This window comes from Alteromonas sp. W12 (assembly GCF_001924945.1).
Taxonomy (GTDB): domain Bacteria; phylum Pseudomonadota; class Gammaproteobacteria; order Enterobacterales; family Alteromonadaceae; genus Alteromonas; species Alteromonas macleodii.
Window position 1 is genome coordinate 238,546 of the sequence record NZ_LQXH01000007.1, and the last position, 14,232, is coordinate 252,777.

Genomic DNA, 14,232 nt, shown 5'->3' on the forward strand with positions numbered 1-14,232 from the left:
GTAAAAATGCGGAATGATCAGCTTCACTCCAACAGTGGCAAAAGTGAAAGCGATTATCATGCCATCTATATGTATACCGATTTCTGTGGCATAGACGGGCATCTATCACTTCCGTTTGAATTAAATTGCATTATATTGGTGCAATGTTGCACCAATATGGCGTTTTGTGCTCATTTGTACGTCAATCAGCCTAGATTACTTTGTAGCGTATAGCCACCAAATATGATCAATTAGGTGCAACGGGGCTGGTTATTTGTTGAACAAGTGTTTGAAAACCAATAAAACTCGTTTCCATCAAAAAAAAGATGCGCAAACGTCGTGGTTTTTCTGTACAATCCGCGCAAATTTTTCTATCTGCATTTTTTTGCAACAAATCTAACGCATACTCCTTTCCACTGAATTGAAGTAGACGTTGATTTACACAGGCTCTATATAAGCATGAATACCACTGATATTAATAAATTGCGTAACATCGCAATCATCGCCCACGTTGACCACGGTAAGACCACCCTGGTAGACAAACTGTTACAGCAGTCTGGCACCCTTGAATCTCGAGGCGAGCAAGAAGAGCGCGTAATGGACTCGAACGACATCGAGAAAGAACGTGGCATTACCATCCTAGCTAAGAACACAGCGATTAACTGGAACGACTACCGTATCAACATCGTAGACACTCCAGGACACGCTGACTTCGGTGGTGAAGTAGAGCGTGTAATGTCGATGGCTGACTCTGTACTTCTACTTGTAGATGCGCAAGAAGGCCCGATGCCACAAACCCGTTTCGTTACGCAAAAGGCATTTGCTCAAGGTCTTAAGCCAATTGTTGTTATCAACAAAATCGACAAGCCTGGTGCGCGTCCTGACTGGGTTATGGATCAAGTTTTCGACCTATTCGACAACCTAGGTGCAACTGACGAACAGCTAGATTTCCAAGTTGTTTATGCGTCTGCACTTAACGGTTGGGCATCACTAGATGCAGATACTAAAGAAGACGATATGACGGCATTGTTCCAAACTATCGTTGACCAGGTTTCTCCTCCTGATGCAGATATCGACGGCGCATTCCAAATGCAGATCTCTCAGCTTGACTACAACTCATACGTGGGTGTTATCGGCGTAGGTCGTGTTAAGCGTGGTTCTGTTAAGCCAAACCAACAAGTAACGGTTGTTACTGCTGATGGCAAAAAGCGCAACGGCAAAGTAGGCCTAGTTTACGGCTACCTTGGCCTTGCTCGTCACGAAGTTGAATCTGCTCACGCGGGCGACATCATTGCAATCACAGGTCTTGGCGAACTTAAGATCTCTGACACCATTTGTGACATCAACACTGTAGAAGCACTTCCTCCACTTACGGTTGACGAGCCTACAGTAACCATGACGTTCCAGGTAAACACCTCGCCATTTGCAGGTAAAGAAGGTAAGTATGTAACGTCACGTAACATTCTAGAGCGCCTTAAAGATGAACTAGTACACAACGTTGCACTGCGCGTTGAAGAAATGCCTGATCCGGACAAGTTCCGCGTATCTGGTCGTGGTGAACTTCACCTAGGTATTCTTATCGAAAACATGCGTCGTGAAGGTTACGAGCTTGCAGTGTCTCGTCCAGAAGTAATTCTGAAAGAAGTTGACGGCGCAACGCAAGAACCATACGAAACCTTGACTATTGACTGTGAAGAACAGCACCAGGGTTCAATCATGGAACAGCTTGGTCTGCGTAAAGCAGAAATGACTGACATGTCTCCTGATGGTAAAGGTCGTGTACGTATCGACTTTATCATTCCAAGCCGTGGCCTAATTGGTTTCCAAACAGAATTCATGACGTTAACGTCGGGTTCTGGTTTGCTATATCACACGTTCGATCACTATGGCCCGTACAAAGGCGGTATCATTGGTAAGCGTAAGAACGGTGTTCTAATCGCTAACGCAAACGGTAAAGCACTAACTAACGCCTTGTTTAACCTTCAAGAACGCGGTCGCCTATTCATCGGTCACGGTGTTGAAGTGTACGAAGGTATGGTTATCGGTATTCACAGCCGTGACAACGACCTTACTGTAAACGCCCTTAAAGGTAAGCAGCTTACTAACGTTCGTGCATCAGGTACTGACGAAGCGCAAACACTAGTTCCACCAATCAGAATGTCACTTGAGCAAGCGCTTGAGTTCATCGATGACGACGAACTAGTAGAAGTAACGCCTGAATCTATCCGTATTCGTAAGAAGCTTCTTACAGAAAACGAGCGTAAGCGTGCATCACGTGCACCTAAGTCTTAATAGCTTCTAAGACTTACATTGATTTTGAAAATGCCAGCGTCAGCTGGCATTTTTTTTCCATTTTGCCGATGAGTTTGGCCTGCAATCGTTCAAATCGTGTCTCAACTTACACACCGTCACTTCCCATCAGAAAAGCTGCTTTCTAGCATTATCACTAAAACGTTAGAAAAAGTTTAAATATCGACCAAAGGTTAGTGGTCAAAAGCGTTCAGAGATTCTATCCTTGAAAATATCAGTCCGCATAGATCAATACCCAGCGAGCATTTATCTATGCGGATTGGTACAATTGACTGACGTCTTAACACGTGAGCTAAGTCGTTGTAATATTTACGGCTAATGACCTAACAAAAAGGGGAAGGGTAGTGTTTTCTGTAGCAGTAGTTGAAGATGATCCTATCACGCTTGACCTAATTACTGACGCGTTGGAAACGCAGTTAGACGCTACCGTGTATCCATTTACACGTAGTAAATTTGCAAGGGATTTTTTGCTGCAACAAACTGCGGAATCTATCAGCTTGATCATCAGTGACCAAGTAATGCCGGATTATGATGGACTAAGTCTTCTAAAAACCTGCCAGTCTTCGGGTTTGGACGTTCCATTTTTACTCATTACTGCCGACCCTAACAAAGAGTTAGTGATAGAAGCGCGTAAACTTCAGGTTACCGGTTTTCTTGCTAAGCCACTCAATATGGAAGAGCTAGTTCAAAAATCGAGAGAGGCGGTGTCGCAGGCCAGCTAAGCCTGTAGGTTGTTTTTCATTTTATGTATCGCACGCTAAAGGTGTGCATGCGAGCCAAAAATCTACTTCGTGGTTAACGATGGCAACGTAAAACAGGTTAGGACAGCAAAGCGTAATTTACCTTTGGCTTTAACGTGTTAATTTATCTCTATTAAAGTACATTTCGATATAGAAAATTCGGGTTAATTCATCTCACGCCCCTAGTTTATGAGGCGCTAAAATTCTACACTGTTGGCATAAGTTTTTATGCAACAGGATGTAATGTGAGCGCCTTATTCGATAATACCCCTCCCAGAAAAGACACGTTTTCGTTTAAATGGCAAAAGTACAAAGGGAAAGACATCATTCCTGCGTGGGTTGCCGATACTGAGTTTCGTTGCGCGCAGCCAATTCTAGACGCCATTTCGGGTCAGGTTGAGCATGGCAACATGGGTTACATACTGCCTGCACATCACGAAGGCGCCATTCAGGCTGTAGTGAGATGGCTTAAAGATAAGCATAATTGGGAAATTCAACCCGAGTGGCTAGTGTGGACACCAGGCGTTGTGCCAGCGTTTAACGTAGCGTGTAAAGCCTATTGTGAACCCGGTGATAAAGTACTTATTCAAACACCTAATTATCCGCCTCTACTGGCTGCCCCAATGCTAAATGGTCTCGAACGGGTAGATATAGGCACGGTAGTGCAAAATGACGACGGCACAAGTTCTGAAACTATCTCGAGTGTTGAAGGTGCGCGCTATACGTTAGATTTTGAAGCATTAGAAAGAGAAGCGGCTGATCCTAAATGTAAGCTGTTTATTCTTTGTAACCCAATGAACCCGGTAGGTTCGGTGCTTACTAAAGCTGAATTAGATCGCATTGCTGAGATCTGTAACGCGAACAACGTTAAGCTATGTTCTGATGAAATCCACTGCGACCTTATTCTAGAAGAAGGCAAACAGCACATACCGGCAGGCCGCGAGTCCAACCTTGCTGAAAATAGCGTTACGCTAATGGCTGCCAGTAAAACATTTAATATTGCTGGTTTGGGAACGTCTTTTGCCATCATCCCTAATCGCCAACTGCGTCAGGCATTTACCAACGCCGCCGCGGGCATCGTACCTTGGGTTACTGTATTGGGCTTAGCGGCTACAGAAGCAGCATTCACTCAATGTGATGAGTGGCATCAGCAGCAACTTACCTACTTGCGTGAAAACAGAGATATGGTGTTTAACACAGTAAACAGTATTGACGGGCTTAAAATGCTCAAAGCCGATGCGACGTTCCTTGCGTGGGTAGACGCCAGTGGACTAGGTGTAGAGAACGTCCAGCAGTGGGCCGAAGAGAAAGGCGTAGGCCCGTCACCAGGCATCGATTTTCACAAGGCGGACCATTTCAGAATTAACTTTGGCTGCAGCAAAGCGATGCTCCAAGATATTCTGCAACGCCTCGCCAGCTAAAAATTGGGGTCAGAGTACTTTTTCAGCCCCCAAATGGGGTCAGAGTACTTTTTGCAGCTACGCTTTCTATTAAAAAGGGCCAAAGTATTACTTTGGCCCTTCTCATATGCAGTAAGTTTGTTAGTCACGTAATTTCATTGCTATCTGCGAGTGCACACTACAACGACATACAAAGGGAGAAAATTACTCTGACCCCATTTTTGCAGCTAGCTAAATACGCCGATTAGTTTATACAGGCCTAAACCAATCACAGTACCCACAACTAGAAAGCCTGCTAGGTTACTTTTCCATGTGTTTCTAAATTCACCCAGTGCGGTGCTTTTATTCATAACGACCAATAGAAATATGGCAATAATTGGCAGTAAAAGAGCATTAGTCGCTTGAGCAAACAGGATGGCGGGTAGGGGCTTAAAGCCAAGTGCTGCAACGCTGACACCCACTACAATGATGATAAACCATACCGCTTTAAAGCTCTTGCTTTGCATATCGTCAGAAAGCCCCAGCGCTCCTGTTACCGCATAAGCGGCTGCTAGCGGCGCAGTGATAGCACTGGTTAAGCCTGCGGCGAATAACCCTAGTGCAAAGAACCACTGAGCTTTGTCACCTAAAACCGGTTTAAGCTGTTCGCCCATGTTTGAAGCGTCCATAGTGGCAGCTTGATTGAAGAACGCCATCATTGCTGTTGCCATTACGATAAGCGTAATAAGCCCACCCATACTAATAGCTCTAGCAGACTGGTTTCGGCACGCAACGACCGCGTCTTGTTTATCTTGGCCTTTCGATGATTTTGCAACTAGGCTCGCGTGAAGAAACAAGTTGTAAGGTACGATGGTGGTACCAATAAGCGCCAGCACCGTGGTAATGGCGTCAGCGTCCAGCCGCGGAGACATTAACTGACTAAACATCGCGGCGATATCAGGTTTGGCTACCAACAGCGTGATAAGAAATACGCCAGCCATAATAAAGACGAGATAAACCAGTACTGTCTCTATCCACTTGTAGCTGCCCGACCAGAGTAAAACTATAGCGATCGTGCCCAAAATACTGGCCCAGGGGCCAATGCCTATACTGATAAATGCGTCTAGCCCGATTGCAGCGCCGGTTAGGTTGCCCGATTCATAGGCTGCGTTGCCAATGCCGATAGCACTGACAATAAGCACGATAAAAAGATTCTTTAGCCATGGCTTGTAAGCCATGTTTTTCATTGCACTGGCTAGGCCTTGGCCGCTGGCCACACCTAAACGCGCAGCCATGTCTTGCAATACTATGGTTGCGAATATGGAGAAAAGGAGCGCCCATACTAGGTGAAAGCCAAAGTTTGCACCTGCCAGACTTGCCGTAGTTACTGTTCCAGGGCCAATAAAGGCGGCCGCGATGATGTATCCTGATTTATCTTTTGCCATTGCAACGACTCTTAGTTAAGTTTTGCTATCATGACAATAGGTAGGCGAGCACGCAACAGTACCGCTAAACCAATACAGTAACAGATTGGTTTTAAACCTATTGTCGCGTACCCAGTGTAGAAGTTTGTTGTTTACTCTTTACCTTATTTCCCATTATTTTGGGTAGATAAAAGGTTACAAAACATGCCCTCTACAAAGTGGCCGCGCAGACTACCGTTTCATAAAAGAGAACGCAAATTAAAATAGGATGGTAATGGTGCAAGATGGGTTTCCAATAAACACAATCAGCGATATTGTTTCGCTTCCCAGTTTCGAAAATGTGCTTCCGGATGCTTATTACGTAGATGGAATGATCTTTGCCGTTGCCTCCGCACCAGAAATTCCCATGCCCGAACAGTGGATGCCGTGGCTCATACAGTCTAGTGACAGCCACCTTGTAGACAAAGATGTAGATAAGCTTGCTGATACATTAATGAATGGCCTGCGGGCGCATTTGGATTTTATGCGTCAGGAAAAGTCGCCCATGCCTAGTGAATTGAACGTTGCGATAGAGGTGCAAGGAACGACGAGGCCTTCGAAAGAACTCGAAAGCTGGCTAAATGGGCTTTTACACGTGCACAAGCAATTAGAACCTGTGTGGCAAAATGCGTGGAACCATTGGGAAAAGCATTTAGAAAAAAGTAAGGCGAACAAGAAAGACTGTGACGATAACGAGCCTGAGAAAACAGAACCTGCAGAAGCTCGCCTGTCTCGATGTTTAAAGCTTTTCTCAACGCTTGCTAATATTGAATTAGCCTTGTCTTACAGAAACGACAAACAAGCTGCTCAGCTTGAAAGTAATATAAACATGCTTGTTAAACAGCTTCCTTCGGTGCTGGCAGATTACACTAAGTTGTCAGGGGAGCTAGCAGGCGCGTTACCCAATCAATTTGAAACCTTCAACAAAGTAACCTAGGGGAAAACTTGATAACTGGGAGCTGCAGGAGAAGCAAAAAACAAAAACGCTAATTCAAAATTAGCGCTGTCTTTGTTGTTGATGCCGTTGATTCAACGTGTGTTTAAGCGAAGCGGTATAGCTGTCTAGTTCAAGTTTTGCCTTTTCGTATTGCTCGTTAAGAAGCCGTGAAGCAGGCTCCCTCATGAGCGCCTTAAAGGCAATGTCTGTCTGTTTGAGCAAATGCTTGAGGTGTTGATTACTGTCATCCATGTATAGCATTCCGATAAAAACAATTCGTTAAACCCGAGAAACAGCAGGTTCTGGGCGACTATGTGCAATGCTTACAACACTCTCAACAACAAGCTTAAAATTACTTCTCACACTACACAGCAGTACTGGTTCCTTGAGTACTGACTTTTCAAAAACTTTGTACGTGCGCCTTTACTATTTAGTTTGGCTGAAACTTTTATAAAGGTTTTACCACAGCCAGGCAAACGATGGCGAGAATGATAAGCACCGGCGCTTCATTTAAAAAGCGATAAAAGCGCGGAGAGTGTCTATTTTCGTCGCGTGCAAATTGCTTCATTAACTTAAACAAATAGAAGTGATAGCCGTAAATAGCAAGAAGCAGCAGCAACTTTATATGAAGCCACCCCGACATTTTAAACCAAGTTCCACCATAGCTGACAATAAGCGCAACGCCGAATGCCAGAGTTAACAAGGCGAATGGAGTAACAAAGAACCACAGGCGGCGCTCCATGACCTTAAATTCGTCTTTTACCACTTGAGATTTCGTTGTCGCGTGATACACGAAAAGTCGCGGTAAATAGAAAAGTCCTGCCATCCAAGCCAGCATGAAAAAGATGTGCAGCGCTTTAAACCATAAAATGTACATACTAATAATGAGCCTTTTGTAAGAAGCTTTGTAAGATATTCCACGTTACTACGCCAATAATATCGTTTAGCTCCTGATCGTAAATATAAACTGCGCCAGAGCGCGAATTTTTAAGGTGTTCGTATACTTCGTGCAGCGTAGACTGCGCGCTAATACCTTCCATTTCGTAATAGTTTAACGCTGTTGCATCGTGTTCCAAACTCACATTGTATTGGACCAGCTTATACTGCACATCTATTTCAAATTTTAACTTCTGAATGACAATTTTTGTTGGATCGCTTTCTAAGTAGTTAATTAACGCTTGCTCCGGCGCATCGTGAAATAGCTTGTACTCAGTATTCATCGCTGCAAGTACGCCCGTTTTCTCAAGCGCTTCACGAATAGACGAGATAGCGTAAGGGAGATTTTGATAATCAAGCTGGCGTATGAAAATAGAGCGGTTGCCAAAGAACTGCGTAGAAGTCACGTAAGCAGGCACAATTACCAACATGGCTGGTAGAATAATTTGCGGGCTGTACGATAGTTCCATAACCGCGGAAAGCGCTGCAAGAGGCGCGTGCAATACTGCGGTCAACATGCCTGCTATGCCTAACAGGGCGAAGCTGTTGGTAAATTCGGGTACGTCAATAAAGTACGACAGTGGCAATAAAAGTACGGCGCCAGCGAGCATGCCAATAACCATCACAGGGCCAATGATCCCTCCTGGAATACCGAGGCCAATAGCAAATACCGCTAAGATAACTTTAAACACCAAAGTAGAAACCAACAGCAGCGCGCCGGGGGAGCTATCAAATAAGTGCTCAACATCGATAAAGTTGGCGCCAAGGGCTTCAGGTATAAACATACCAATGGTACCGGTAATTAGCGCAGCAAGTATTAAACGCCACACCATGGAAACCGGCCTGAACCACGTCATCACCCGCATGAGCTGGCTATTGAATAAAACGGCCAGCATGCCTAACAGAATGCCTAGCAGCACCAAGTAAAAATACATCCACTGGCTAAATGCATTAAACGATAAAAACGAAAGCTCGTTTACTTCCCCAAATACAATGCGAGTGAGCACCGAGCCACAGGCAGCAGCCAGCATGACAGGAACAAAAATATGTATTTTGTATTCCCTAAGTACCACTTCCATCACGAATATTACGGCAGCAAACGGCGTGTTGAATGATGCCGATATCCCTGCCGCAATGCCGCAGCCTGCAAGTATTCGAATACTGTTATAAGGCAAGCGAAGCCATTGCCCTAAGAAACTACTGCCTGACGCGCCTAAATGAACGGAAGGGCCTTCTCGACCAACAACGAAACCGCCGGCCAGGGCTAGCATGCCCCCAAAGAACTGGTTAATGGTGGTTCTAAATGGAATATGACCGTAATAGTACTTCACTCGATGAATAACGAAGGGAATACCTAAACGGTAGTGCTTGAAGCCCGTAAGAAAGGCGATAAATAGAATTAACCCTACACTGATAAATGGCATGATAAGCCAAACCAACCAGTCATAGGTAAGCACCGACTGAAGCGACGAAACACCTGTCTCTTGTAGCCATTCTACGCACAGCCGAAACAGTATAATGATAAGCGCCGCGCAGGTTCCCCCTACAATGCCCAGCATGCACAACTGAATGGATGTGCGTGGATGAGCTACTTCCTCTCTTAAAGCCTGCAAGCGCATGTTGTGGTACAGTAGATTAACGTAAAAAGAAGCTTACCATAAACACCTAAAATTCATAATGTTTAGAGCGCCTTAGCGCACGGTGTTTTTTGTTGATGTAGATATCATGACGACAGATCAGTTAAAAGAAGTTTTAGGCAACTACAAGTGGACACTGTTAGTGGCGCTTATTATGTTTGCCATGGTTGGGTTCGGCTATAAGCTAGCGCGAATTATTGACGAAGGCGACAGCAAGAAAGTACAGGCTCAGCAAGAAACTATTGCTATTTTGTCTGAAGAAAACCATGCGCTTACTACCAAAGTGAATCAGCTGGAAGTCGCCATGGAGCTTGCCACGCTCGAGACAGAGAGCATTACCAATACATTAGGCGAACAGAAAAAAGAACTAGAGGCGCAACAGGAATTACTGAGTTTCTATGAACGCGTCGTGGCGCCTGAGAAAACCGACGAAGGTTTTGCCATTGAAGGGGTAGAAGTTTTTAAGTTAAGTGACAATACCTATCAACTTAGGTTGGTTCTGCTGCAGTCTAAACAGCAAAAAGCAGTGATAAATGGCAATTTAGATATCGCCGTAGTCGGTCAGCGAAACAGTGAAGCGATCACGCTGAAATCGGGCGAATCGAGCCTGCTGGCAGAAGATATCAATTACCGCTTTCGCTTTTTCCAAGCCGTTAACGTAACTCTCACTATCGAGGAAGATATAAACCCCGAATCCATTAGTTTTTCTACAACGGTCTACCAATACAAAACCCGTAAAGGCAACTATGAGATAAGCGTGCCGTGGAATGAAGCGCTTTCTGTCGAAATAGAGTAATCGCTGTGGGGCAGCGCTAGCCTATCCGTTAATTCAACCTTTTAACGCATCGAAAGCTTTATTCAAACAAATACCAGTAGCCATAACCCACAAGAAATGCAGGAATAGCAGAGTACACTGTGGCAATAAGCGCTGCTTTGGGTGAAAGCGCAATGGCGGGAAACAACGCGTCGCCGTCATTACTTATTGCATTGCCAAGTTGTGCTGAAAATGGAACTGCGCCATTAAGGTATAAGCTGGTTACCAATATCTGCGGACCGCAGCCAGGTAAGAACCCGATGATGATCGCCAGGCCAACTAAGCCGGGACCCATGGATTGAAGCAGCCCTGCAATGTCTAGCCCAAACCAGACAACAGACAGCTCGAACATAAGAAAAGCGAGTACTACCCATGCCAATACAAACTGCGTGTCTAGTGCGGCTTTCTCTTGCCATTTAGGCGGAGGCGGAATTAAATCCTCTTTCGTAATCGAAGCGTATCCGCTTCCCGAACCACACAAAGACCATAGTCCAAGGCTCGAAATACATAACGCGGCACCAATCAGCGTTAGCGTACTTTCACTGATAGCAAGGTGACTGTGTACGGGAAGTTGAAAGGCCAAACCAAGCGCAATCGCCAACGAGGGTAAGCTCGCAATCATCCAGAATACTTTAGAAAGTGATATGGCTTTGTGGCTTACTGTTTTGGGTTTATCACAGTTTTGCGATTGTTGGAGCGCACCATCGGCTTCAGGAGCCTGGTAATTATGAAATTTATTGACCACTAGCCCCGTCATTGCACCCACCGTGACGCTGACGGCCATTACGGTTAAGGCATCTAACGGTGCTTGGGCGAGTAACAGAAATGCGGCATCGCCCATAGTGCTGGTTAGCACTGCTACCACAGCTCCAAAGCTTGTCACACCTCGCGTGTACTGAGTGACAACGATAATAGCACCGCCGCAGCCAGGCAGAGCACCAAGTAGGGCAGATAATCCTACCTCATGTACAGGGTGCGCTTTCATATAATTACCAATGGCTTCGGCCGAAACGCGCAATGTGGCGACGTAATAAAGCGCAAGCGATGCATATACAAACGCTGCCACTTGAAAAAATGCATCTGACAACACCGATAAGGTAACCGCACGGGTGCTGTTATAAGTAAGAAGAATGGCTATAAACAGCGGCATCAACAGCCGTTTATTGGTTAAGTGAGGAAAAAAAACGTTTTTTAATAGGGCGCTAGTAAAAGAAGGTAAGTGCTTATACCGGACCACCGCCTTAGCGCTTTTTGATGTGTGAGACGCCGTATCCATTACAACTACACCCTCGACCTACTGTTATCCATGTTTAAGGCGTGCCTAGTTAAGCACGCCTAGTTTTCGCAACGCCTTAGCTCGAAAGCGTAACTGTGCCTTTCATGATGCCGATGTGACCAGGGAACGAGCAGAAAAACATGTATTCTTCATCTTTGCTTAATCCTTCAACAGAAAAGGTCGTAGAAGTCTGTTCACCGCCGCCAATAATGTCAGTCGCACCAATTACACGCTCATCGTCTGGCTTAACGTAATTGTTGTCTAAACCCGCACTCATACCGTCTGTTGCCACTGCTTGTCCGTTGGCTTTTGTTGTCATCACCCAGTTATGGCCCATGGCTTGTTTAGGTAACTGACCTGTGTGCTTCAAAGTCACGGTAAACTCGCTACAACTCGCCGGGATAACAACGTTCGACGTATTGAATTGCATGGCGTCGTTTGATTCCACAGTCACTTCGCATTCGTTAGCAAATGCACCAGAGGCCATAAGAAAAAGGGCTGTGCCACCAAGTAACTTCTTGATCATAAATAATGTCCTTTGAATTTTGGTTAACTTCACCTATCGGTGGAATTGGAAGATCCAATTTTCTTTACGAAAAAGAATAGCACTGGATCATTGTAAATGCTAACGATTATCATTTATATTGAGTGGTATATAAAGAAAGCGCTTTTATGTTTATCGAGCTTTTTTGTTTTTTCACGCACAAGGGATGCACATGTCTTCGATACGAAATGCAGTTCAACACGTTCGATTTGGATACAACGACAATGAGCTGAACTCAACGCTTTTAAGAAACTATCTAGATGGCGTAACTTTCGTTGCCAACTTATTGCCAAGTGATAGAGACAAATTTTCTATCTATAAAAATGCGGTTGAGGTGCTTTATGAAACCCTGTGCGATCCGCAGGTCAGTCAGCAATGGCGGCATAGTTGTTTAGAGCATTTGTACAAGCCGTTGCTTAAAGCTGAGCGCTACGCGTGTAACGAGAGTGATCGAATTGCGCTTGCGAGAATAAAAATAGACATGAACACCAGAGAGCCTGTTGATCTTTGATGTATAGCAAAGGTCTGCAAGCGCTAGTGCACCATTTTTTATAATTCACTTACTAGGGCCTAGTTTTCTAATGCCACTAGCCCTAATAGGATTCTGATAAAAGCGTGGCAACCACGCCGAAAAACTAGCTATATCAACACAAGGATACGAGTCATGACAGCAACACGCACAGAACGCGACAGTATGGGCGAGCTACAGGTCCCCGAAAATGCACTCTACGGCGCGCAAACTCAGCGTGCCATTCAAAACTTCCCTGTAAGCGGGCAGCGCATGCCCGAAGCCTTCGTACGCGCGTTGATTACAGTAAAAAAGGCCGCAGCACAAGCCAATATGAAACTCAAAGTGCTGGATAAAGATCGCGGCCAAGCGATAGTTAAAGCCTGTGATGAGCTGTTGGCACTTGATGATGTGATGCAGCATTTTCCCGTTGATATATTTCAGACTGGTTCAGGCACCAGCACAAACATGAACGCCAACGAGGTCATTGCTCGCTTAGCCTCTCGTTATTCTAGCGAAGAGGTTCATCCGAATGATCATGTAAATTACGGGCAAAGTTCAAATGATGTGATCCCTACCACCATTCATGTTAGCGCGGCTATTGCATTGTCAAACGAGCTTATACCGGCCGTTGAAAGTTTAGTTCGTACTATTGAAGTTAAAGCAAAGTCGGTAGCGCAATACTGCAAAACCGGACGCACTCATCTCATGGATGCGATGCCTGTAGGCATGGATCAAAGCTTACTGGCTTGGGCTTCTCAGCTTAAGCAGCAGATTAAAACCCTGCGCGCTGTGCAGCCAGCTATTCAAACCCTTGCCCAAGGAGGCACTGCCGTGGGAACAGGTGTAAACGCCCATGCGGATTTTGCTACGACATTTTCAGATGCGCTAGGGGAGCTGACCGACATTGCGTTTAAGCCCGCTGACAATTTCTTTGCATTGATTGGCTCTCAAGACACAGCAGTGACGCTTTCCGGTGCGACAAAAAGTTTAGCCGTCACCCTCATGAAAATTGCTAATGACTTGCGCTGGATGAATTCTGGGCCTTTGGCTGGTTTAGGTGAGATTGCGCTGCCTGCGCTACAGCCAGGTTCATCGATTATGCCCGGCAAGGTAAACCCGGTTATTCCGGAAGCAGTGGCGATGGCTTCAGCACAGGTAATAGGTAACGATACGGCGATTACCGTAGGTGGGCAGTCTGGGAATTTTGAGTTAAATGTAATGCTACCAATGATTGCCAGCAATTTGCTTTCAAGTCTGTCGCTAATGACCAACAGTGCGACGCTAATCGGCGAGCAGGCGATCGAGGGCTTTACTGTAAATCAAGATAACATTGAAGCTGCGCTTTACAGAAACCCCGTGCTCGTCACCGCGCTCAACCCTGTTATTGGCTATGCTAAAGCCGCAGAAATAGCAAAAACAGCCTACAAAGAAAACAAGCCTGTTATTGATGTGGCTGAAGCGATGACAGATATCCCCAGAGGCGAGCTAGAATCACTACTAGACCCGAAAAAACTTACCACACCTTAAAGCGCTGTGAGAGAACGAAGATGATAAAAAGTGCGATCTACGATCGCACTTTTTTTGTGGTGAAAGAGATGTTTGTATACAAACAGGACGCACTAAAAACTCGCATGATCCACGCTTGATTAAAAACTGCTCAACGATTGGCACGTTCTTGGCTTGTTCTAGGGTTATTATCAGGGTAA

At 45.3% G+C, this 14,232-nt stretch carries 13 protein-coding genes; 7 read left to right on the forward strand and 6 right to left on the reverse strand.

Translation table 11 applies throughout. From position 1 onward, the window contains the following. The first annotated feature begins 438 nt into the window (after positions 1 to 438). From typA to AWH61_RS08630, 3 genes are all read left to right on the forward strand, one after another. Positions 439 to 2,271 carry a translational GTPase TypA gene (gene typA / locus AWH61_RS08620; protein WP_014950587.1) on the forward strand — a complete coding sequence of 611 codons (1,833 nt, stop codon included), beginning with the start codon at positions 439 to 441 and terminating at the stop codon, positions 2,269 to 2,271. Between the two features lie 362 nt (positions 2,272 to 2,633). Next, a complete protein-coding gene (locus AWH61_RS08625; protein ID WP_014950586.1) occupies positions 2,634 to 3,011 on the forward strand; it encodes a response regulator in 378 nt (125 codons plus the stop codon). Positions 3,012 to 3,274: 263 nt separating this feature from the next. Beyond that, entirely contained in the window at positions 3,275 to 4,450 is a 1,176-nt protein-coding gene (locus AWH61_RS08630; protein ID WP_075176831.1) for a MalY/PatB family protein, read from the forward strand. A 206-nt stretch (positions 4,451 to 4,656) separates the two neighbouring features. Here AWH61_RS08630 and AWH61_RS08635 read toward each other — a convergent pair whose 3' ends face one another. After that, positions 4,657 to 5,853, reverse strand: coding sequence for an Nramp family divalent metal transporter (locus tag AWH61_RS08635; protein WP_014950584.1), 1,197 nt, complete (start codon positions 5,851 to 5,853; stop codon positions 4,657 to 4,659). Between the two features lie 253 nt (positions 5,854 to 6,106). Here AWH61_RS08635 and AWH61_RS08640 point away from each other — a divergent pair, with 253 nt between their 5' ends. Then, entirely contained in the window at positions 6,107 to 6,808 is a 702-nt protein-coding gene (locus tag AWH61_RS08640; RefSeq protein WP_075177109.1) for a UPF0149 family protein, read from the forward strand. Positions 6,809 to 6,868: 60 nt separating this feature from the next. Here AWH61_RS08640 and AWH61_RS08645 read toward each other — a convergent pair whose 3' ends face one another. From AWH61_RS08645 to AWH61_RS08655, 3 genes are all read right to left on the reverse strand, one after another. Continuing rightward, positions 6,869 to 7,060 carry a hypothetical protein gene (locus AWH61_RS08645; protein ID WP_014950582.1) on the reverse strand — a complete coding sequence of 64 codons (192 nt, stop codon included), beginning with the start codon at positions 7,058 to 7,060 and terminating at the stop codon, positions 6,869 to 6,871. Positions 7,061 to 7,256: 196 nt separating this feature from the next. Then, a complete protein-coding gene (locus tag AWH61_RS08650) occupies positions 7,257 to 7,685 on the reverse strand; it encodes a CopD family protein (RefSeq protein WP_014950581.1) in 429 nt (142 codons plus the stop codon). A 1-nt stretch (position 7,686) separates the two neighbouring features. After that, entirely contained in the window at positions 7,687 to 9,363 is a 1,677-nt protein-coding gene (locus AWH61_RS08655; RefSeq protein ID WP_039235311.1) for a chloride channel protein, read from the reverse strand. 106 nt (positions 9,364 to 9,469) lie between these two features. On the opposite strand from AWH61_RS08655, the gene AWH61_RS08660 reads away from it, so the two are divergent. Further along, positions 9,470 to 10,177 (forward strand): DUF6776 family protein, encoded by a 708-nt coding sequence (locus tag AWH61_RS08660; protein WP_075177110.1) that lies wholly within the window; start codon positions 9,470 to 9,472, stop codon positions 10,175 to 10,177. Between the two features lie 58 nt (positions 10,178 to 10,235). Here AWH61_RS08660 and AWH61_RS08665 read toward each other — a convergent pair whose 3' ends face one another. Continuing rightward, positions 10,236 to 11,345: a putative manganese transporter gene (locus AWH61_RS08665; RefSeq protein WP_249922622.1), complete on the reverse strand. Its 1,110-nt coding sequence runs from the start codon at positions 11,343 to 11,345 to the stop codon at positions 10,236 to 10,238. 202 nt (positions 11,346 to 11,547) lie between these two features. Beyond that, positions 11,548 to 11,997, reverse strand: a complete 450-nt coding sequence (gene azu, locus AWH61_RS08670) for an azurin (protein ID WP_014950577.1) — start codon at positions 11,995 to 11,997, stop codon at positions 11,548 to 11,550. A 190-nt stretch (positions 11,998 to 12,187) separates the two neighbouring features. On the opposite strand from azu, the gene AWH61_RS08675 reads away from it, so the two are divergent. Both AWH61_RS08675 and AWH61_RS08680 read left to right on the forward strand, forming a co-directional pair. Continuing rightward, the gene (locus tag AWH61_RS08675; protein ID WP_014980170.1) at positions 12,188 to 12,526 is read left to right on the forward strand and encodes a hypothetical protein; all 339 of its coding nucleotides are present in this window, start codon (positions 12,188 to 12,190) and stop codon (positions 12,524 to 12,526) included. Positions 12,527 to 12,679: 153 nt separating this feature from the next. Further along, a complete protein-coding gene (locus AWH61_RS08680; protein ID WP_075176833.1) occupies positions 12,680 to 14,053 on the forward strand; it encodes a class II fumarate hydratase in 1,374 nt (457 codons plus the stop codon). Positions 14,054 to 14,232 lie beyond the last annotated feature (179 nt).

Bases quoted from the DNA above. Each gene is read 5' to 3' on its own strand.
- AWH61_RS08645 (WP_014950582.1), bottom strand. From the start codon at position 7,060: ATGGATGACAGTAATCAACACCTCAAGCATTTGCTCAAACAGACAGAC.
- AWH61_RS08660 (WP_075177110.1), top strand. From the start codon at position 9,470: ATGACGACAGATCAGTTAAAAGAAGTTTTAGGCAACTACAAGTGGACA.
- typA (WP_014950587.1), top strand. From the start codon at position 439: ATGAATACCACTGATATTAATAAATTGCGTAACATCGCAATCATCGCC.
- AWH61_RS08680 (WP_075176833.1), top strand. From the start codon at position 12,680: ATGACAGCAACACGCACAGAACGCGACAGTATGGGCGAGCTACAGGTC.
- AWH61_RS08665 (WP_249922622.1), bottom strand. From the start codon at position 11,345: ATGCCGCTGTTTATAGCCATTCTTCTTACTTATAACAGCACCCGTGCG.
- AWH61_RS08650 (WP_014950581.1), bottom strand. From the start codon at position 7,685: ATGTACATTTTATGGTTTAAAGCGCTGCACATCTTTTTCATGCTGGCT.
- AWH61_RS08655 (WP_039235311.1), bottom strand. From the start codon at position 9,363: ATGCGCTTGCAGGCTTTAAGAGAGGAAGTAGCTCATCCACGCACATCC.
- AWH61_RS08635 (WP_014950584.1), bottom strand. From the start codon at position 5,853: ATGGCAAAAGATAAATCAGGATACATCATCGCGGCCGCCTTTATTGGC.
- AWH61_RS08675 (WP_014980170.1), top strand. From the start codon at position 12,188: ATGTCTTCGATACGAAATGCAGTTCAACACGTTCGATTTGGATACAAC.
- AWH61_RS08640 (WP_075177109.1), top strand. From the start codon at position 6,107: ATGGTGCAAGATGGGTTTCCAATAAACACAATCAGCGATATTGTTTCG.
- azu (WP_014950577.1), bottom strand. From the start codon at position 11,997: ATGATCAAGAAGTTACTTGGTGGCACAGCCCTTTTTCTTATGGCCTCT.